Origin of the sequence: Neiella holothuriorum, from assembly GCF_019457915.1 — a bacterium.
GTDB lineage: Bacteria > Pseudomonadota > Gammaproteobacteria > Enterobacterales > Neiellaceae > Neiella > Neiella holothuriorum.
This window is the reverse complement of sequence record NZ_JAHZSS010000001.1, coordinates 198296-219102: the sequence shown is the minus strand read 5'-3', so window position 1 is coordinate 219102 and position 20807 is coordinate 198296. Positions and strand designations below refer to the sequence as shown.

General features: G+C 48.2%; 19 protein-coding genes. 4 read left to right on the top strand and 15 right to left on the bottom strand.

Features of this window, described 5'->3' with window-relative positions:
* Positions 1 to 175 precede the first annotated feature (175 nt).
* On the top strand, positions 176 to 673 hold the full coding sequence (locus K0504_RS01015) for a glycine cleavage system protein R (protein ID WP_220102277.1): 498 nt from the start codon (positions 176 to 178) through the stop codon (positions 671 to 673).
* An 85-nt stretch (positions 674 to 758) separates the two neighbouring features.
* Here K0504_RS01015 and rpoS read toward each other — a convergent pair whose 3' ends face one another.
* The 11 genes from rpoS to K0504_RS00960 all read right to left on the bottom strand — a co-directional run bounded on the left by rpoS (position 759) and on the right by K0504_RS00960 (position 10932).
* Entirely contained in the window at positions 759 to 1730 is a 972-nt protein-coding gene (gene rpoS, locus K0504_RS01010) for an RNA polymerase sigma factor RpoS (RefSeq protein WP_220102276.1), read from the bottom strand.
* Between the two features lie 81 nt (positions 1731 to 1811).
* A complete protein-coding gene (locus tag K0504_RS01005) occupies positions 1812 to 2663 on the bottom strand; it encodes a peptidoglycan DD-metalloendopeptidase family protein (protein WP_318837905.1) in 852 nt (283 codons plus the stop codon).
* A gap of 11 nt (positions 2664 to 2674) precedes the next feature.
* The gene (locus tag K0504_RS01000; protein ID WP_220102275.1) at positions 2675 to 3256 is read right to left on the bottom strand and encodes a YqaA family protein; all 582 of its coding nucleotides are present in this window, start codon (positions 3254 to 3256) and stop codon (positions 2675 to 2677) included.
* The gene (locus tag K0504_RS00995) at positions 3253 to 3894 is read right to left on the bottom strand and encodes a protein-L-isoaspartate(D-aspartate) O-methyltransferase (RefSeq protein WP_404822977.1); all 642 of its coding nucleotides are present in this window, start codon (positions 3892 to 3894) and stop codon (positions 3253 to 3255) included. The genes K0504_RS01000 and K0504_RS00995 overlap by 4 nt, the downstream gene beginning before the upstream one ends.
* Complete coding sequence (surE, locus tag K0504_RS00990) at positions 3891 to 4649, bottom strand: 5'/3'-nucleotidase SurE (RefSeq protein ID WP_220102274.1); 759 nt, start codon at positions 4647 to 4649, stop codon at positions 3891 to 3893. The genes K0504_RS00995 and surE overlap by 4 nt, the downstream gene beginning before the upstream one ends.
* On the bottom strand, positions 4630 to 5679 hold the full coding sequence (gene truD, locus K0504_RS00985; protein WP_220102273.1) for a tRNA pseudouridine(13) synthase TruD: 1050 nt from the start codon (positions 5677 to 5679) through the stop codon (positions 4630 to 4632). Before truD ends, surE begins: the two co-directional genes overlap by 20 nt.
* Before the next feature lie 10 nt (positions 5680 to 5689).
* A complete protein-coding gene (ispF, locus tag K0504_RS00980) occupies positions 5690 to 6163 on the bottom strand; it encodes a 2-C-methyl-D-erythritol 2,4-cyclodiphosphate synthase (RefSeq protein WP_220102272.1) in 474 nt (157 codons plus the stop codon).
* Entirely contained in the window at positions 6160 to 6873 is a 714-nt protein-coding gene (gene ispD, locus K0504_RS00975) for a 2-C-methyl-D-erythritol 4-phosphate cytidylyltransferase (RefSeq protein ID WP_220102271.1), read from the bottom strand. Before ispD ends, ispF begins: the two co-directional genes overlap by 4 nt.
* Positions 6870 to 7160: a cell division protein FtsB gene (gene ftsB, locus K0504_RS00970; protein WP_220102270.1), complete on the bottom strand. Its 291-nt coding sequence runs from the start codon at positions 7158 to 7160 to the stop codon at positions 6870 to 6872. The genes ispD and ftsB overlap by 4 nt, the downstream gene beginning before the upstream one ends.
* Before the next feature lie 739 nt (positions 7161 to 7899).
* Positions 7900 to 9198, bottom strand: coding sequence for a phosphopyruvate hydratase (gene eno, locus K0504_RS00965; RefSeq protein WP_220102269.1), 1299 nt, complete (start codon positions 9196 to 9198; stop codon positions 7900 to 7902).
* A gap of 102 nt (positions 9199 to 9300) precedes the next feature.
* Entirely contained in the window at positions 9301 to 10932 is a 1632-nt protein-coding gene (locus K0504_RS00960; protein WP_220102268.1) for a CTP synthase, read from the bottom strand.
* A gap of 379 nt (positions 10933 to 11311) precedes the next feature.
* Between K0504_RS00960 and K0504_RS00955 the strand changes: the two genes are divergently transcribed.
* Positions 11312 to 11998, top strand: coding sequence for a flagellin (locus K0504_RS00955; protein ID WP_220102267.1), 687 nt, complete (start codon positions 11312 to 11314; stop codon positions 11996 to 11998).
* 139 nt (positions 11999 to 12137) lie between these two features.
* Positions 12138 to 13121, top strand: coding sequence for a hypothetical protein (locus tag K0504_RS00950; protein WP_220102266.1), 984 nt, complete (start codon positions 12138 to 12140; stop codon positions 13119 to 13121).
* A 101-nt stretch (positions 13122 to 13222) separates the two neighbouring features.
* Here the strand turns inward: K0504_RS00950 and mazG are convergent, their stop codons facing one another.
* From mazG to rlmD, 3 genes are all read right to left on the bottom strand, one after another.
* On the bottom strand, positions 13223 to 14035 hold the full coding sequence (mazG, locus tag K0504_RS00945; RefSeq protein ID WP_220102265.1) for a nucleoside triphosphate pyrophosphohydrolase: 813 nt from the start codon (positions 14033 to 14035) through the stop codon (positions 13223 to 13225).
* A gap of 14 nt (positions 14036 to 14049) precedes the next feature.
* Complete coding sequence (gene relA / locus K0504_RS00940; RefSeq protein WP_220102264.1) at positions 14050 to 16236, bottom strand: GTP diphosphokinase; 2187 nt, start codon at positions 16234 to 16236, stop codon at positions 14050 to 14052.
* 70 nt (positions 16237 to 16306) lie between these two features.
* Complete coding sequence (gene rlmD, locus K0504_RS00935; RefSeq protein WP_220102263.1) at positions 16307 to 17587, bottom strand: 23S rRNA (uracil(1939)-C(5))-methyltransferase RlmD; 1281 nt, start codon at positions 17585 to 17587, stop codon at positions 16307 to 16309.
* Between the two features lie 112 nt (positions 17588 to 17699).
* On the opposite strand from rlmD, the gene barA reads away from it, so the two are divergent.
* Entirely contained in the window at positions 17700 to 20459 is a 2760-nt protein-coding gene (barA, locus tag K0504_RS00930; RefSeq protein ID WP_220102262.1) for a two-component sensor histidine kinase BarA, read from the top strand.
* Here the strand turns inward: barA and acpS are convergent.
* Positions 20396 to 20806 (bottom strand): holo-ACP synthase, encoded by a 411-nt coding sequence (gene acpS / locus K0504_RS00925; protein WP_220102261.1) that lies wholly within the window; start codon positions 20804 to 20806, stop codon positions 20396 to 20398. The two genes, barA and acpS, sit on opposite strands and share 64 nt — an antisense overlap.
* Position 20807: the final 1 nt, after the last annotated feature.

The window sequence follows — 20807 nt, the reverse complement described above, 5'->3', positions numbered from 1 at the left end:
ATATAGGTTGCGATTTTGTTAATTGATTGTGATCAATAAGTCATCAAGGCACTTCAACCATAGTGAGTTTGTGCTAACCACATCGTTCAAAGGGTCTTTTGAAGATTGCTTTGGTCGACCAATTGGGTGGCGTAAACCACATAGTCTTTTAACAACAAATTAAAAAGAGCGGCTTATGAGTGCGATGTTTATTGCTTCCTTAATGGGGAAGAACCGACCTGGCTTACTGAAAGATTTAGCGGAGAAAACCCATGAAGTGGGTGGCAAATGGCTAACCAGCAAAGTGAATCATCTAGACGACCAAATTTCAGCGCTGATAAAAATTGCTCTGCCCGAAACGCAAGTGCAGCCGTTAAAAGACATTTTTAGCGCAGAGCCCGCCATGTGCGTGGTGTTTTCTGACGGCGACATTGAGACTGCACCCAGCACCCTGATGGAAATGGTCGTCGATGCGAATGATCGTGCAGGCTTGGTCAATGAAATTACTCAAATGCTCGATAATGAGTGTGTCGAATTGGTTGATATGGACTGCCAGCGGGTTGGCATTGCCGAACTCGGCCGCAGCGTGTTTACGGCTCGCTTGAAATTGAAAGTGCCAAACGGCCATAACGGTGAAAAGCTAGCCGAAGATTTAGAGCGAATTGCTGGCGATATGGTTGTTACGGTGGTTTAACATTCTCGCAACAAAAAAGGGAGCTAAGCTCCCTTTTTAATGCTTCACTCGTAGTGAATAACGAGTGCTCGTTGTTGCCGTGTAATTAGTCCGCTTTGAACAATGATTCCACGGACAAACCATTTTTGGTGAGTACGTCACGGAGTCGGCGGAGTGCTTCCACTTGAATTTGGCGAACCCGTTCACGCGTCAATCCAATTTCAGAACCAACATCTTCTAATGTTGAAGGCTCATAACCAAGCAGACCAAAACGTCGGGCTAACACTTCACGCTGTTTCGGATTCAAATCTTCTAGCCAGCGGACAATGTTACGCTGCATATCTGAGTCTTGTAGCTTTTCCTCAGGGCCAGATTCAGTTTCATCGGCGATGACATCCAACAAGGCTTTGTCATTTCCACCACCAATTGGCGTATCTACGGAACTGATTTTCTCGTTCAAGCGCAGCATTCGACTAACATCTTCAACTGGCTTATCAAGCTTCATCGCAATTTCTTCGGCCGTTGGCTCATGATCGAGACTTTGGGCCAATTCACGCGCAGTACGCAGATAAACATTGAGTTCCTTCACCACATGAATCGGCAACCGAATGGTTCGCGTCTGATTCATAATGGCGCGCTCGATGGTTTGTCGAATCCACCAAGTCGCATACGTTGAGAAACGGAAACCGCGTTCGGGATCAAACTTCTCAACTGCTCGGATTAACCCTAAGTTGCCTTCTTCAATTAAGTCCAGCAGGGTCAAACCGCGATTGTTATAACGGCGAGCAATTTTCACAACCAAACGCAGGTTGCTCTCAATCATTCGTTTACGTGCACGCTCATCACCCTTTAGGGCTCGGCGAGCGAAAAAGACTTCTTCAGCCGCAGTGAGCAATGGCGAAAAGCCAATTTCACTGAGATACAACTGAGTCGCGTCTAAGTTTTTTTGTAGGTCTTGCTGTGTGACTTGGTCGCTTAATAGCGACTCTCTGCCTTTGGAATTTCTACGTTTGGTGGCTTTTTCTTCAAACGCGCTGTCGGCTTTTTCCAAATCTATGGCTTGTGCTTCTTGAGTCATACTCGATCTCCCAACCGTATATCCCTATATATTATTCTGTGCTTTCCTGCATACGGAGCTTGCTTGCTCCAAAAGACCGCCCTATTTAGGCAAATATTTCAACGGATCGACTGGCTTACCTTTAAAACGAATCTCAAAGTGAAGCTTCACTGCGTCGGTGCCCGTACTTCCCATATTGGCAATCAACTGACCGGCCTTAACCCATTGTCCTTCAGCGACACGGATGGCGCTGTTATGAGCGTAAGCACTGAGAAAGTCGTCGGAATGTTTGATGATGATAAGCTCACCATAACCACGCAATCCAGAACCTGCATAAACGACTTTACCGTCTGCAGAAGCGGTTATGGCCTGACCAAATTTACCTGATATATCAATGCCTTTTGAACCAAGGTTTGCTGTCGAAAAACGCCCCGACAGGGTCCCCTTAGTGGGCCAAAGCCATTGCTTTACACGTCCATATGGGCGCGGATTGGTCTGAGCCGTACTGCTTCTTTCTTGACCAGCCTTGACTTGACGATATCCCTGCGCCTTAGTCGAGTCAACGGGATTTTTATGACCGCTGTCGATTTTATTTTGTTGGTGAGCTGAACTATTTGAACTCGCTACAATTTTATTACTTGAAGATGAGCTAGTTGAAGAACACTTTAAACTCAAAACCTGCCCTGGATGGATGACAAAAGGCGATTTTATTTTATTGATCTGTATCAGTTTTTTGTGGTCAACTCCACTCGCCCACGCAATAGAATAAAGCGTGTCACCGGCTTTAACTTGGTAACTTTTTCCACTAATTGTTGCACGATTGTAGTCGGAGTAATCTTTTGTGACTGATCTCACAGGCGCAGGATTTTGCGGTTGCCCAGCACAACCGATAAGCCCCAAAAGCACCAGTAACCATAGATTTATTATGGCTTTTTTAAGATGCAACAACGCCACCCAGCCCTTTCTTAATGCCTAAGAAATAAGTACAGGATGACTGCTGCCGCTACAACCAACCAACCTAGCACTTCAACATATTGTCGTAATTTGCGTTCCATCGGCTCACCGCCCCAAACCATCAATGCGGCAACCAGAAAGAAACGCATGCCACGGCCGACCGCAGAAGCCAGCATAAATGGTAAGAAGGCCATGCTCAGTAAGCCTGCGCTGACCGTAAATAACTTATAAGGGATCGGCGAAAAGCCTGCGACAAACACCACCCAAATGCCATATTGCTCAAACCACGCCACAACATGGTTGAACTTGTCTACTTTACCCATGGTTTCGAGCATGGGCATAACAACGGGATCAAACAGTAAATACCCCAACAAATAGCCAAAGGCTCCACCAATGATCGAAGCAATGGTAGTGATCATGGCATAACGCCAAGCTTTTGCTGTTTGTGCCAGCGACATTGGCGCCAACATGACATCGGGAGGAATGGGAAAAATAACGGATTCGGTAAAACTGAGTACAGCTAAATAAGTAGGTGCATGGCGGTGCTTAACTTTCGTCATCACCCAATCATACATCCCTGTGAAAATCTTCATGCCAAATCTCCGGGCACTAATGGAACAAAACGAACAGCCTCTACAACTTGTTCAGAAAAACCTTGCTCATGGCGATCGATCACCATCAGCTGCTGCTGTGCTTCACCAACAGGGATCACCAGCCGACCGCCAATGTTTAATTGCATTTTTAGAGCCTCAGGTACAACCGGCGCAGCGGCGGTTACTAAAATAACATCAAATGGGCCTTTAGTTTCCCAGCCTTGCCAACCATCGCCATGACGCATTGAAACGCCGTGGAGATCGAGCTTACTTAAACGGCGCCGAGCTTGCCATTGCAACGAGCGAATTCGTTCAACACTAAAGACCTTCAGCCCCAGCATGGCTAAAATTGCTGTCTGATAACCCGAGCCGGTGCCTATTTCAAGCACCGTTGTCGGCGAGATTTTCATCAGCAGCTCGGTCATACGTGCCACGATGTAGGGCTGCGATATAGTTTGCCCTTGGCCAATGGGCAACGCAGTATTTTCATAGGCCTTATGGCCTAGTACCGACTCGACAAAGTGCTCACGCGGCGTGGCCGCAATCGCCTTTAACACCTGCTGATCGGCAATTCCTTGCTCTTGCAATAACGTAGCCAGCCGCAAGCCGCTACGTGACATAGCATTCAATTCTTTCATGTTTCCAATACGAGTTTGCTGGCCCAGTAAGTTAAGGCTGGTAGCTGGCGGTGAGCGGTTAAATCGACTTTCAATGGTGTAATCGATACATAGCCTTGTTCTATGGCATCAAAATCGGTGCCTTCACCTGCATCTGCTTTTTCACCTGGCGGACCAAGCCAAAAAATTTCGCGGCCGCCGGGATCCGTCGTCCGGATCATGTGTTCAGCTCGATGACGGCTGCCCAGTCGAGTCACCTTAATTCCTTTAATTTTCTCGAACGGTAAGTCAGGCACATTCACATTGAGGATTTGGTCTGATTCAAGCGGACATTTGAGAAGATGAGATACCACCTGCGCAGCAACTTTTGCTGCCGCGTCATAATGCTGTGGCTCACGCGCACATTGAGAAACAGCAACCGCAGGCAACCCTAGAAACCGTCCTTCGGTCGCGGCCGCCACGGTGCCAGAATAAATCACATCATCACCAAGGTTGGCACCGGCATTAATGCCACTGACCACCAAGTCGGGTAACTCGGCCAGCAATTCATTAATGGCCAGATGAACACAATCGGTCGGCGTGCCTTTGACAGAAATATAGCCATTGGCAAATGTTTGTGTACGCAATGGGTTTTCTAGCGTTAACGAGTTGGACGCGCCGCTGCAATTGCGGTCGGGTGCAACAACGATCACATCCGCTAATTCGGAAAGCGCTTGCTGCAGCGCAGCGATGCCCGGTGCATGTACACCGTCATCGTTACTCACCAAGATCTGCATGAACACTCCCTGATGCATCCTGATAGGACACTAATTCTCTAAGAACACTGGTCGCGAAAGAACCAGACGGTAACACAAAACTGATTTTGACATCCTTGCCTACAAGGTCAATACGGCCATGCTCTGGCTTCAGTAAAATAGGCCGCAGTGCCATTTTTACACGTTGTTTTACCAAGCCTTCGGCAAGTTCGGGCTCGGAATTAGCCACCGACTGCGCAAGGGCTAGGTATTCACCTTCTAGTTTTTCATAACCTTCGCCCCACAACGGCGCTGAAAGTTGTACATCGCCTGATGCCAAACGTTCAGGTAAATCCGCTTCGCCTTGGTTCTGAAAATGACTGCGACTCCCCGCGAGCATCAACATGTCGCCAGCAATTAAGGTCTCGAACTGGCCTTGCTCCAAGCGTTGGCTAATCATGCAATTAAACAGCCAAGAACGAGCAGCGGACAAAAACAAGCTTTGCAAATGGCGTTTTACACGCTTGCCGGCAAAGACTTGTTTCGCTTTGTCGATATTGCCAAAACTGTGTCCAAAGCGCTGTTCACCAAAATAGTTCGGCACGCCGCGGCTCACTTGTTGCCAGCGTTCAACCACGGCTTGTGGATCACTCACGTTGGTCAACAACAACTCAAATCGATTGGCTAGTAGCACTGCTGAGCGCAATTTCTGCGAGTGGCGATGTGCAGCAATCACCTGAATATCGTCGTTTTCCAACTCCCTAATATCGGGATCTGGCTTACCCGGTAGTTGAACCGACAACCATTGCTCAGTCACTGCATGACGATCTTTGAGGCCAGCGTGGCTAACATTGCGCTCGGAAACACCAGCCCAACGCGCCACCTGCTTCATCAAAAACTGGGTGTTCATGCCCCGTTTACGGATGTTTAGCCAAAGGTGTTCGCCAGTGCCGTCTGGCTCGACTCTGATCAGCTCTTGCACCTTAAAGTGCTCTGGCTGTTGTCGAATGGCAGCCGTTTCGGTTGGCTGACCAAAGCGATACGCCAATTTATTCAATGAATATTCTGTCATTTAGGTTTCATTAGCGTTGCAGTAGAACAACTGCGTGGGCTGAAATGCCTTCTTTGCGGCCGGTATAACCGAGCTTTTCTGTCGTGGTCGCTTTGACGTTCACTTGATTCAAACCACACTTAAGATCTTCTGAGAGATGTTGCTTCATCTGCTTAATATGGGGCGCCATTTTTGGCGCTTGAGCAATAATGGTGGCATCAAGATTACCGATTACATAACCGCTTTGCTCTGCTTGAGCAAAGCACTGACGCAGTAATTCGCGACTGTCTGCGCCTTTAAATTGATCATCGGTATCCGGGAAATGGTGGCCAATATCACCGAGAGCCATGGCACCTAAAATCGCATCACTAATGGCGTGTAGCAGTACATCGCCATCGGAATGGGCTAATAGCCCTTGTTCGTAATCAATGGCTACGCCGCCGATAATTACTGGGCCTTCGCCGCCAAATTTATGCACGTCAAAACCGTGGCCGATACGAATCATGCAAGCTCCTGAATCACGTCTTGAGAAAGGTAAAAGCGCGCCAGCGCTAAGTCTTCGGGATGAGTAATTTTAATATTGTCAGCATGGCCTTCAACCAACAGTGGTTGTTCACCAAGCCATTCAAGTGCAGAAGCTTCGTCGGTAATATTAGCTCCGGCAGCTAACGCTTGGGTCAACGCTTGTTCTAGCGCCTGAGCAGGAAATAGTTGTGGTGTTTGAGCATGCCATAGCGCATTTCGATCAACTGTTTCACTAATCACACGGTTAATGCCAGCTCGTTTCATCGTATCCCGCACAGGCACCGCCAGAATACCACCTTGGTCAGCTGCCAAGAGGCTATCAATCAAGTTGTTTAAGTCTGCGGGGCGTAAACAAGGGCGTGCCGCATCATGCACCAATACCCAATCCGCTTGGCATTGAGAGGTCGCGTAACGAATTCCCGCTAAGACAGAATCGGCCCGTTCTTTACCGCCTTCAACGATATGAACCGGCTTCCCCTCAGGCCACTGAATGTCAGCAATGTAAGGATCTACCGAGGACACCGCGACAACAGCCTGAGAAACGAGCGGATGCGCTAATAATCGACAAACACTATGCCAAAGCACGGGTTGATTATCGATGGTGAGGTACTGTTTTGGACAATCAGACTGCATTCGCGAGCCAACGCCCGCAGCAGGAATGACAGCCACCAAATTGGCGGCACTACTCATGAATCTGGTTCCTCCAGATCTTGGTAGGTTTGGTAGAACACTTCATCTTGTTTGATTAGCCCTAGCTCATTGCGAGCACGCTCTTCGACCGCATCAAGACCACTTTTTAGATCATCAATCTCTTCATACAACAGTGCATTGCGCCGTTGTAGCTTTTCGTTGGTGATCTGTTGCTCCGCCACACGCTCTTTGAGTACCACATAATCTGGCATGCTATTGCGACCGAACCAAAGTCGGTATTGCAGCAGCAAGAACAAAATCAGCAGTATTGGGGTGACAAAGCGCATGGGTATCGCGGTCTGATAAAACTTGCGGTTTATTATGCAAGGGAGCAGGGAGATAGCCAACTTAAAAAGTTGGGGAATTGGGGTTTAGGAGCATTTTTCATTTCAGGAGGGCCGGATATAGTTTGAAGTAATCATGCATAATCTCCGCTGTAACAAAGTTACTCTCGCCCAGCGCGCTCGAAGGCCAACAAGAAATATACAAACTCATAGCTGATTCAACGCTGGAGCCTCCAGCCCCCGTTATTGGCATGAGAACAACCTCAGGAAAAAGCACAAAACCAAGCGCTTGTAGGTCGTGGCGTAGATAGCGTGGCATTAATTGGAACTCGAACGCGTTCAAGCGCGACTTTTGTGCGCTTGAGGTTGGCTTCATGTATGCCAATGCCGGAGCACACTTTCTTTTGCTTACTTTTCTTTGTGTGAGCAAAGAAAAGTAAGTCACCTTTCTTTGCAAAAGAATGGCGAAACCATGGATAAAAAAAGGCCAAAATAATCCCCGCCGAAGCGAGGATTTATCAACAAGCTAAAAGCTTAAAGTTTCAATTATTGACCTTTAACTTCTTTCAGGCCGTTGTACGGTGCTTTTTCACCCAACGCGTCTTCGATACGAATCAGCTGGTTGCCCATAGTTAGGTATGAGCAGCAACACGGTCAGAACGGCTCATTGAGTTTTCTACGGCCAAAAAAAATCCCCGCCGAAGCGAGGATTTATCAACAAGCTTAAAGCTTAAAGTGTCAATTATTGACCTTTAACTTCTTTCAGGCCGTTGTACGGTGCTTTTTCACCCAACGCTTCTTCGATACGAATCAGCTGGTTGTACTTAGCAACACGGTCAGAACGGCTCATAGAACCTGTCTTGATTTGGCCAGCAGCGGTACCAACAGCTAAGTCAGCAATCGTTGCGTCTTCTGTTTCGCCTGAACGGTGAGAGATAACAGCAGTGAAGCCAGCATCTTTCGCCATTTTGATAGCTGCCAGAGTTTCAGTCAAAGAACCGATCTGGTTGAATTTAATCAAGATTGAGTTAGCAATACCGTTGTCGATACCACGCTTCAGGATCTTGGTGTTCGTTACGAACAAATCGTCACCAACCAATTGGATTTTGTCGCCCAACAATTTAGTTTGGTGTGCGAAACCGTCCCAATCAGACTCGTCCAAACCGTCTTCGATAGAAACGATTGGGTAGTCAGCAACAAGGCCTTCCAAGTAGTGGTTGAACTCTTCTGAAGTGAAGATCTTGCCTTCGCCCTTCATGTTGTAGTTACCAGCTTCTTTGTCGTAGAACTCAGAAGCAGCACAGTCCATAGCCAGTGTTACGTCTTTGCCCAGCACGTAGCCAGCAGCTTCAACCGCTTCTTTAATCGCAGCAAGTGCGGCAGCGTTTGATTCTAGGTTAGGAGCGAAACCACCTTCGTCACCAACTGCAGTGCTCATGCCTTTTGACTTAAGAACTTTAGCTAGGTTGTGGAATACTTCTGCACCGATGCGCAGACCTTCTTTCAGAGTTTTCGCGCCAACTGGCTGAATCATGAACTCTTGAATGTCTACGTTGTTATCAGCGTGCTCACCACCGTTGATGATGTTCATCATTGGTAGAGGCATAGAGAATACGCCTGGAGTGCCGTTCAATTCAGCAATGTGCTCGTACAGAGGCATGCCTTTAGCAGCCGCAGCAGCTTTAGCAGCAGCCAGAGATACAGCTAAGATTGCGTTTGCGCCGAACGTTGATTTGTTTTCAGTGCCGTCCAAATCGATCATGATTTGGTCTAACGTTGCTTGGTCTTTGGCATCTTTACCAACTAAAGCACCAGCAATTGGGCCGTTCACAGCTTCAACAGCTTTCAGAACGCCTTTGCCCAAGAAGCGGCTTTTGTCGCCATCACGCAGTTCAAGCGCTTCGCGAGAACCAGTAGAAGCACCAGAAGGAGCGGCAGCCAAACCTACAGAGCCGTCAGCCAAGTGAACTTCAGCTTCAACAGTTGGGTTACCACGAGAGTCGATGATTTCACGACCGATGATTTTAACGATGTCAGACATGGTTATTCCTCATATCCATTATTTAATGTGTGAAATGTAAGCCGCCGAACAACTCGCTTGTTACCACGAGCTGCGACGGCCCTGAATTTGGGTGTTTACAGTTTAGTTTGCTTTTTGGTACTCACCAGCAGCTTTCACGAAACCGCTAAACAGTGGGTGGCCATCGCGCGGGGTTGACGTGAACTCCGGATGAAACTGGCACGCAATAAACCACGGATGGTCGGCCAGCTCTATGATCTCAACCAACTTTTTGTCTTCACTTAAGCCAGAGAACACCAAACCGGCTTGTTTTAGTTGATCAACATAGTTGTTATTTACTTCATAGCGGTGACGGTGACGCTCAACAATTGTGTCGTGACCGTATAATTCTCGGGCCTTTGAATTTGCTTCCAAGTGGCATTGCTGGCCGCCGAGGCGCATTGTGCCGCCTAAGTCACCGCTTTCAGAGCGCTGCTCCACACGACCTTCTGCGTCCATCCACTCGGTGATCAAACCAACCACGGGAGCTGGTGATTCTGGCTCAAACTCAGTTGAGTGAGCGCCTTCCAGGCTCGCAACGTTGCGCGCAAATTCAATTAAGGCAACCTGCATACCTAGGCAAATACCTAAATATGGAATTTTGTTTTCGCGAGCATATTGAGCGGCGGCAATTTTGCCTTCTACGCCACGCTCACCAAAGCCACCGGGAACCAAAATAGCATCGATGCCTTCGAGCACCTCTTCGCCTTTACTTTCAAGATCTTGCGAGTCGATGTACTTAATGGTCACATTCAAACGATTTTTCAAACCGCCGTGTTTCAGCGCTTCGTTCACCGACTTATAAGCATCAGGTAAGGTTATGTACTTACCGACCATACCGATCGTAACTTCACCGACCGGATTGGCTTCTTCGAAAATAACCTGTTCCCACTCGCCCAAATTAGCTTCAGGCACATCAATGAGGAAACGGCGGCAAATCAGCTCGTCCAGACCTTGCGATTTCAGCACCGCAGGGATCTTGTAAATACTATCGAGATCTTTCAAGGAAATAACTGCACGTTCTTCCACGTTGGTGAACAATGCAATCTTGCGACGTTCGTTCGCAGGAATCGTGCGATCCGAGCGACAGATTAAAATATCTGGCTGAATACCAATTGAACGAAGCTCTTTTACCGAGTGCTGCGTTGGCTTGGTTTTCACTTCGCCCGCTGCGGCCAAGTATGGTACTAAAGTCAGGTGCATGAACATGGCACGTTCACGGCCTAGTTCAACGCCCAACTGACGAATTGCTTCTAAGAACGGCAGTGATTCGATATCACCAACGGTGCCGCCCACTTCAACAATAGCCACGTCATGGCCTTCACCACCAGCAATAACGCGCTCTTTAATAGCGTTAGTAATGTGTGGGATCACCTGAATCGTGGCACCCAAATAATCGCCGCGACGTTCTTTGCGTAGTACCTCTGCGTAAACTTTACCAGTGGTGAAGTTATTGCGTTTTGAGGTCTTGGTGCGAATAAAACGTTCATAGTGACCTAAATCGAGATCGGTCTCAGCTCCGTCCTCGGTGACAAATACTTCACCGTGCTGAGTTGGGCTCATGGTGCCTGGATCAACGTTGATATACGGATCCAGTTTCATAATGGTGACGTCCAGTCCCCGTCCTTCTAACACGGCACCTAAAGATGCTGCGGCAATACCTTTACCTAGGGATGAAACTACCCCACCAGTGACAAATATATAACGAGTCGTCATGCTGAACCTGAGAGCTGAATGATAGATATTATGTGTGATCAAATGATCACCAAAAGACGGGGCGACAGTATATCAGCCACCCCACCTCGAAACAAACTGAGATCACAGTTTTCGAATTACTAGAGCATGACCCACATCAACGAGTTAGCTATTAACCACACGTCGGGCCAGTGCCAAACGTAGCAGAATACAAAGCATAAACCCCAATACCAACCAATGCCCTAGCGAAAAAATAAGTCTCAATTACAAACGAAAATTAGTGTAGTCAATTCATCTGGGCTGACGACTTAATTGTTGAGTAATGATAAATACTGTTTAGCAGGTCAAATTTTAAACGGTATAATTAAAGGTTACTGACGCAGTTCTAGGAGGTCGGTTGATGAATACAATTCAGTCCAGTAACCAAGCCATCTTATTGAATCGCTTGCAACAACAGCAAGAAGAGCAACAACAGCAATTGAGTGCTGGCAAACGCATTAATAGCGCAGCCGATGATGCGGCTGGCCTACAGGTTGCCAACCGCCTCACCAGTGCAATTCAGCAATCTGACCAACTCAGTCAAAACGCTCAAGATCAAATCAACCTCAATAACACAGCAGAAGCTTACGTTGAAGGGCTAAGTAACGATGTACTGCGCGCCCAAGAACTGGTTATTCAAAGTGGCAACCCGCTCTATGACAGTAGTGTTATTCAACCCGAATTGAACGCCATTGTTGCTTCAGTAAATGAGACTGCCGGCGAAGTACTTGGCTCCGAGCAATTGCTACCCTCGCTCGACGCATCGGGCTCGGTAGATGACAATTTAGCCGCCATTACGGGTGCTTTTGACGAGTTGAATGCCACTGCCGCACAGTTAGGCGCAGAATCTAACGGACTGACCAGCCAAGTATCAACATACCAAGTTCAAGTTGAAACGCAGTCGGCTGCTAGAAGCCGAATTGAAGACGCCGATTTTGCCCAGGTGACCAGCGAGCAGGCTCAAAGTGCAACCCAACGCGACATTTTGATTGAGCTTAAAAAGGAAGAAGACGAGCGTAAGGGGCGGATTATTAATTCGTTTGTTTAGCTGGCGCATGCTAAACGATCTGGCAATGGGCCGAGTACCAACCATGCCACCGAAGAACTATCGTTCGGGGGATTAATTCAATAATTGCTGTGCTACATGAACGATACCAATACGATTTTCTACCGTGGATATCTAATCAATGATGGTCTCAAAAATTCAACTCATCTCCCTGTCACCACTAATCGCATTGATGGTGGGGTGCTCGCCATCGAAGAACATGCCGGCTAGTCGTGACATCAGCAATTACAGCGGTTCAGCAAGAATCACACAAGGCCTTGCTCAATCCGTGCAAACGAATCTTTTTGAGTGTCAAAATGGGCGTAGCCGAGTTGCTGGTATTGGTGAAATTACAGACTTAGAAGGGAAGGTTTGGACTGTTCCGGCTAAAAACCACTTTGCTACCGCACCGAAGGCAATGGACTTATACGAAAAGTGCGCAAACATGATCCCAACCAACATTGATGATGTCGACGAAGCCTCGGTGCCTGTCGCAGTGATTGATCCCAATGGTGAAGAAATAACGGGGTATATTTTTGCCGATAACTATTTTGAGCTGTATATCAACGGAACCCTCATCGCTGTTGATAGCGTGCCGTTTACACCATTCAATTCTAGTATCGTAAAGTTTGTCGTTAATAAGCCTTATACAATTGCTGTAAAAGTAGTTGATTGGGAAGAGAACTTAGGTGTAGGCACAGAAAATAATCGCGGAAAAACTTATCACCCCGGAGACGGCGGTTTTATTGCTAGTTTCAGTGATGGAACCGTAACTAGCGCAGACTGGCAAGCTCAAACATTTTACACCGCGCCTATTTATGATCTGACTTGTCTCAGTGAAGTTGACGGTCAACGCCTCTCTAATACCTGTACGACTGACGCCAATAATGATGGCCAAAATGCTTACGCCGCTCATTGGCAAACACCAACGAATTGGATGGCTAAGGAGTTTGATTCAACCGCTTGGCCGCAAGCAACCTTGTATTCAGAAGATGAGATTGGTGTAAATAACAAAAAAGCTTATATGAATTTTATTGAAAAATTCAGTGGCGCCGGAGCAAGCTTTATTTGGTCTACAAATGTCGTACTGGATAATGAAGTGCTGTTGAGATATCAGGTTCACTAAGCCAGTTCGCGTCAGTCGGTCTTTAGCCTCTAAGACGACAAGTCCAAGCAGATGCATTAGCTGAATTTCAGCACGGTGGGATTGATTGCTAGATGCCAGTTTTATTTGTTTTTAAAGTGCCTTTTCGCTTCTCGCCATAACGCATCCATCTCAGCCAAGCTACTATCCTCAAATGAGCGTCCTTCGGCAGTTAGGGTTTGTTCAATAAAACCAAAGCGCTGCTCGAAGCTTCGGTTGCTGACACGCAGCGCGTGTTCAGGATCAATTTGGTGATGGCGCGCTAAATTCACCACCGCAAACAGTAAATCGCCAATTTCAGCTTCGAGCTTTGATTGGTCGATCGGCGTCGCGGCAAGCTCGTCAGCAACTTCGTCGACCTCCTCTTTGATTTTTTCAAATACCGGCTCTGGTGTTGGCCAATCAAAACCGACTTTTGAGGCTTTTTTCTGCAGCTTATGAGCTCGGCTTAACGCTGGTAAGCCTAAGGTTACTGAATCGAGTAATTTTTCTTGCTGATCGTTGCCGCCTTTGGCAGCCCGCTCTTTTTGTTTTTCAGCTTCCCAATTGGCGTGTACCGCGGCCTCATCAGCAAACTCTTTGGCGCCGAAAACATGAGGGTGACGGCGGATCAATTTTTCATTAATGCCTGCCACCACATCATTAAAATCGAATAACTGCTGCTCTTTGGCCATCTGCGCATGAAATACCACTTGTAACAGCAAATCGCCGAGTTCTAGGCGCAATTCGTCAAAGTCACGCTGCTCGATAGCATCAGCCACTTCGTAGGCTTCTTCAATGGTGTACGGCACAATGCTGTCGAAGTCTTGTTTGATATCCCAAGGGCAACCACCGTTGGGATCACGCAGCTTGGCCATGATGTCGAGCAATTGTTGAATTGAGCTAGGTTGACTCACGGTGTTCTCCGTTTTTACAGTCGCCGTGTTTCTACCACGCCGTTGAGTTGGCCAATACGCGTCAAGATGCGCGACACCGTATCGAGGTTGTAGATTTCCACATCCATGTCGATGATAGCCGTTTGATCCGTTGCGTTAGAGCGCGTTTTCATGCCCATCACGTTAATTTTTTCATTGGCCAGCAAGGTTGTAATGTCGCGAAGTAAGCCGCTGCGATCCATCGCCACAATGCGAATCGTAATGGCATAGCCACCGGAGTAGTTTTCGCCCCAGCGCACATCAATCACTCGCTCAGGATGGGCTTCGAGCAAGTCATGAAATTGTTCGCAGTCATTGCGGTGAACCGAAATCCCCCGCCCTTGGGTAATGTAACCACCAATGGCGTCGCCAGGTACGGGCTGACAGCAACGGGCAATGTTAGTCATCAAATTTCCAACACCATCAACCACCACCGCATCTTTACTTGGTTTTTTAGCGGTATGGTTGGTGCGTTTAATGAGCCGCTCGGCTAGCTCTTCATCACTGGGTTTGTGGAGCTGGCTTTGCAAAAAGTTGATCACCTGGTTGAGGCGAATGTCGCCTCCACCAATGGCCGCTTGTAAATCTTCAACTTTATTGACATTGAACCGCTTCACCGCGAGATCAATGTGCTTGGAATCGATATTGACCTTGGCCAGCTCAGCTTCTAACAGTTCTTTACCCGCTTGCAGGTTGGAGTCTTTGTCTTGCAACTTAAACCAATGTTGGACCTTGGCGCGAGCACGGGCGGAATTAATGTAGCCCATGTTAGGGTTGAGCCAGTCCCGGCTAGGCTTGCCATTTTTGGCCGTTAGAATTTCAACTCGGTCTCCACTTTGCAGCTGATAAGTAAACGGTACTATGCGACCGTCAACCTTAGCGCCAATGCAGCGATTACCGACTTGCGAATGCACATAATAGGCAAAATCAAGGGGCGTAGAGCCTGCCGGCAGGTCAACAACATCACCATTGGGGGTAAACACATAAACCCGGTCTTCCACCACTTGATTACGCAGCTCTTCTGCCAAATCACCACTTTCGGCAACATCATCTTGCCAGGCGAGAATTTTCCTTAGCCAAGCGATTCGCTCTTCATATTTGCTGCCGGCGGCGCCACCTTCTTTATATTTCCAGTGTGCTGCTACACCTAGCTCTGAGTCTTCGTGCATGTCGTGGGTACGAATTTGAATTTCAACATTCTTGCCTTCAGGGCCAATCACAACCGTATGAATCGAGCGATAACCATTGGGCTTTGGCGTGGCCACATAATCATCAAACTCTTTCGCCAGGTGCTTCCAGTTGGTATGTACTACACCCAGTGCGCCATAACAGTCTTGCAGTTCATCGGTCAGGATCCGTACCGCGCGAACATCAAATAGGCGATCAAACGTTAAATGCTTGCGCTGCATTTTTTTCCAAATGCTGTAGATATGCTTTGGTCGCCCCTGAACATCAGCGCTGATGCCTTCTTTTTCCAGCGCTTGCTCTAGCGCTGAAACAAACTCGGTAATGTAGCGCTCACGGTCAAGCCGCTTCTCTTTCAGTTGCTTGGCAATTTGCTTGTACGTTTCAGGATGCTGGTAACGAAAGGCGTAGTCTTCAAGCTCCCACTTGAGTTGGCCTATTCCCAAGCGGTTCGCCAGCGGCGCATAAATGGTTGAGGTTTGCCGAGCCACCATGACCCTGGTGTCTTCATCAGCATTTTTAACGGATCGTAAATAGCAGATTTGCGAGGCGAGCTTGATCACCACAGCGCGCACATCTTCAGCCATGGCTAGCAACATACGGCGCAGCTTGTCGACTTGCGCGGGCGAAGCACTTTCGCTCTGGTTATGCAGGGTACTAATGGCATCCATGGTGTCGACGTGCTGAATCAGGCTATTAATATCAGCGCCGAAATGTTCTTCGATAGATTGCCGTTCGATGACGTTAGCTTGGACCAGTGGCACCATCATGGCAGCCAACAAGGTGTCGATATCCATATTGAGGGACAACAGAATCTCGACCATCTCTCGCCCTTGGCGGAGCAAGTCACTGTCATGGCTAACACCAGACTGTTCAGAAATAAGCTGATATACCTCGCCTAAACGCTGAACTTGGGCATTGTTGGCCAGCGGCAACCCTGCCAACCATTCGGCAGTGGAAACGATGCTCTGTTGGTGTGCCTGACGCACCGAAACCATGTGAAACTCCCTCGGATATAAACGGCGACTCGTGTGAATCGATAAAAAACAGAAGGCTCGAGCCGAGCCTCTAATTCTTACTGAACAAGATCATGGATTCAAGGTGGTGGGTGTGCGGAAACATATCCATCACACCGGCTTTTTCAGCTAGATAACCATGCTGGTTAAGAATGGCAGCATCTCGCACCAAGGTTGCCGGATTACAACTGACATAAAGAACCTTACTCGCGCCACTGTGATGGAGCTGCGTGACAACTTGTTCGGCACCAGCTCGGGCAGGGTCGAGCAACACCACATCAACCGGCTGCCACCAAGCTTGTTGATCGAATCGTTCACTTAAGTCGGCGTGATAGAATTTGGCATTGGTCATTTTGTTGCTCGCGGCATTTTTAGTCGCTTGCAGTACCATGGCCGCCACACCTTCAACACCCATCACCTGGTTAGCCCGTTTTGCCAGCGGTAAGCTGAAATTACCCGCCCCACAAAACAAATCCAATACGGTTTCCGAGCCATCAAGCGCAAGCCATTCAATCGCTTGCGCCACCATCCGTTGGTTCACAGCACGATTGCTTTGAATAAAATGGCTGCGGCGATAACCGATGGTGACATCAAAATCTGCCAATAAGTAACTCAGCTCACTATCATCGGCTAGCCATTGCACTTGGTGCGCTTCACACCACTGTTCAATCTGCTGCCAGTCTTGCTCGGCCCACTCGCCTTTGCGATGCAACCAAATTGCCGGATGTTGGTCGTTCAGCAGTAGCTCTACATGACCAATAGCCGTTCGGTCTTGCAGCGCTCCGATCAGTTCGGTCAATGGGTTAAGCAATTGTTCAAGTTTTGGATGCAAGATCGGACACTGATTGATGGCCACCACAGACTGCCGTTCAACATGGCGAAACCCCAATTTGATTTGCTTACGAGCGTCGACCGCTAAACGAGCTTTAATTCGGTAGCCCAAATCGTGATCACTGGTAATTGGTGGCGCCCAGTCATCAATTTCAATCTGGCGCTTTGCCAGCATACGTTGCAGTGATTGCTGCTTGAAGATGATTTGCTGTTTAGCCTTTGCGTGTTGCAAACGGCAACCACCACAGTGACCATAATGGCGACAAACCGGCTCCGCTCGATACTCTGATGGCTGAGATATATTTTTAACGACGGCTTTTATTGGCCCCTTTGACGGCACCTTCGCTTGCACCTGCACTCGTTCACCGGGTAGGCCTCCGGCAACAAACACCACCCGATTCTGCCAGTGACCAACGCCTTGAGCATGACTATCTAACTCATTGAGGTGACATTGAAAAAGTTTGTTCGTTTGTGTTTTCTTAGGAGTAAAAAAGTTGGCCATAGTTACCAGCAGTGAGCAAAAAGACAGAATGGGGGCACAAATTGTGCAAACGAAGATAGCTGTGTCATTATAGCCCTCATCATTTTCACGAATTGTCCCACAAACCAACTCCATGACAAAGTACGGCCTGCGCACTTGGGTAATCTTACTGTCACTGGCACCTACGGTGTTGGTCAGCTTGTTGCTCGGCAGCTACTTTACCGTCTCTCGCTTTGAGCAACTTGAGCGACAATTGGTTGAAGAAGGCGCCAATATCGTTGAGCCCCTGACGATTGCCGCGGAACAAGGCTTGGTGAGCAATGATCGTGAGCGGTTAATGCGATTACTGAGTGTTACTCACCGCAAACATACGCCTGCGATTCGCGCCATAACCGTCTTTACTCCCGATCATGAAGTCTTTGTCACTTCAAATTTTCATCGTCAGTTTGATTCCTTTCGGCTAAAGCCCGGCCAAGCGATTCCGGAAGGCACCGACGTCAGTTATGGCCGCACCAGCGTCACATTGCGCGCACCTATCTTAAGTTCTGCGCAACAGAATATTGGCCAGCCACCTGCGCCACTAGGCTACTTGGTTGTTCAGCTCGACCGCTCGGCGGCAACGCTCGACCAACACCGAGCTGCGTTTTATACCTTTTTAATTGTGCTGCTTGGCATTGCGGCTTGTTTACTGTTCACCATTCGGTTGGTGCGCAAAGTGACCAAACCCATTAGCGAAATGGTGAAAGCCATTGATGATATTCGCAAAGGTAAACTGGAAACTCGGTTAGAAGGCCAACATATTGGCGAGCTCGATGATCTGAAAAATGGCATTAACGCCATGGCCAAATCTATTTCTGAGTATCACCTGGAAATGCAAAGTAACGTTGAGCAGGCCACCGGTGATTTGCGCCAAACCTTAGAACAAATTGAAATTCAAAACGTTGAGCTCGACTTGGCTAAACGTCGGGCACAGGAAGCGGCTCGGGTCAAAACCGAATTCCTTGCCAATATGAGCCACGAGCTGCGTACTCCGCTCAATGGTGTACTCGGATTTTCTCGCCAATTATTGAAAACATCACTCACCAGCTCGCAATTTGATCAGGTAATGACCATTGATAACTCGGCCAAAAACTTACTGGGCATCATCAATGACATTCTCGATTTATCCAAGCTTGAAGCCGGCAAACTCACATTAGAGCAAGTGCCGTTTATTTTGCGTGATGCGGTTGATGAAGTAATGCAGTTACTCGCGCCAACAGCACACCATAAAGGGTTGGATTTCGCCTTTATCATCGATGATAAAGTTCCGGATGATTTACTTGGTGACGCACTTCGTATCAAGCAAGTAGTCACCAATTTGGTGGGTAATGCCATTAAATTTACCGAGCAAGGCAGCGTGGTCATTCGCATTAGCGTAGAGCAATTGCGAGGCGACAACATATTCCTCAAGCTCGAAGTACGTGACAGCGGCGTTGGCATTTCACACGATCAGCAGCAAGCACTATTCCAAGCCTTCGCACAGGCTGACGCCAGCATTTCGCGCCGCTTTGGTGGTACAGGTTTAGGCTTGGTGATCACCAAACGCTTGTTGGCAGAAATGGGTGGCGACATTGGCCTTGAAAGTGAACTCAACAAAGGCGCTTACTTTTGGTGTACGTTCTGCTGCCGCTTAAGCCCGATTGCGTTGGGCGATCACAGTCAATCAGAAATGCTGGCCAGCAAAACGGCTCTGGTTTACGAACCGCAGCCCCATGCTTTAGAGAGTATTGAAACGCCAATGCACGATTGGCTCATGAACGTCACACCATGTCGTAGCAAGCAGCAATGGCAGTCTCTTATTCAACGGCAAGTAAAATACGACTACGTGATGCTGGCCGTCGATGAATTCGATGCCCATGAGCTGCAACAGCAATTGGCTTATTTAAGCCGGATCACGCGCCACGCGGTACTAATGTCTGCGGTTTCCAGCCAGCATGAAATTGGCCATTTAGACACATTTGAAGGCATGTTTATCAGTCATCTGCGCAAACCCATTGTGAGTAACCGTATGCTCGACTCAATGCAGCGGATGACGCGTACAACGGCAACGTACCCAGCGCAAATCAGTCAGCCAAAAGAGCCTGAAAAAATGCCATTGAAAGTGCTCGCTGTGGATGACAATGCCGCTAACCTCAAGCTGATTGTGACGTTATTGAAGGAGAAAGTAGCGCAAGTGGCCATGGCCAATAATGGTGAGCAAGCCATCGCTATGGCTGAAACAGAATCCTTCGATATCATTTTTATGGACATTCAGATGCCCAATATTGATGGCGTCACAGCCACAACAACAATTCGCGAGAGCGACGCCAATAAACAAACGCCTGTGGTTGCGGTGACGGCCCACGCGCTACCAGAAGAAAAAGCCAACTTGCTCGCCAGCGGCATGGACGACTACCTGACCAAGCCAATCGAAGAGAATTTACTCGATAATATTCTTCAACACTGGCATAAATTTAAACATCAAAATCAACAACCCCAAGAGCTACAACACCCGCTGATTGACTGGCAACAAGCGCTAGCACAAGCCGGTGGCCGTGAAGATTTAGCAAAAGACATGTTGGCTCTACTAATTGAATCACTGCCTCAATCACGTCGAGCGATAGAACAGGCATGGCAAGCAAAAGATAAGAAAGAGCTAGCCGCCCAAGTGCACCGCTTACATGGCGCATGTTGCTATGCCGGGGTACCAAAGTTGAAGGCGATTGTGGCTGCTGTCGAGGGAATTCTAAAACAGCAGTATTCATTAGAGGAGGTTGAGCCGGAGTACTTCGAAATGTTCGACTTACTAACTCAGTTGATCGATTCTCCGCCCCCGGGGCTAACCGACTCAAGCACCACCGTTGCCAACGCGTAGTGGCGTTCATCTGACAAACTTAACCAACACGCGCTAACCCCACGTTGGTTCGCTAGCGTTTTTGCTTGCCCCGAAAGACTCAATAGCGGGCGTCCAGCGGCGTCGTTGGTCACTTCAAAATCTTGAAAGGTCACACCCGCAGCAATGCCAGTGCCAATTGCCTTGGCCGCGGCTTCTTTAGCCGCAAAGCGTTTTGCTAAAAAGCGGGCGGGCTGTTTGTGTTGTTGGAATTGACTTAGCTCAGACGCCGTTAAGATGCGCGCAGCAAAGCGCTCAGGTGTGCGCGCCAGAACCTGCTCTATACGAGCAATTTCGACTAAGTCATTACCAATCCCAACAATAGCCATG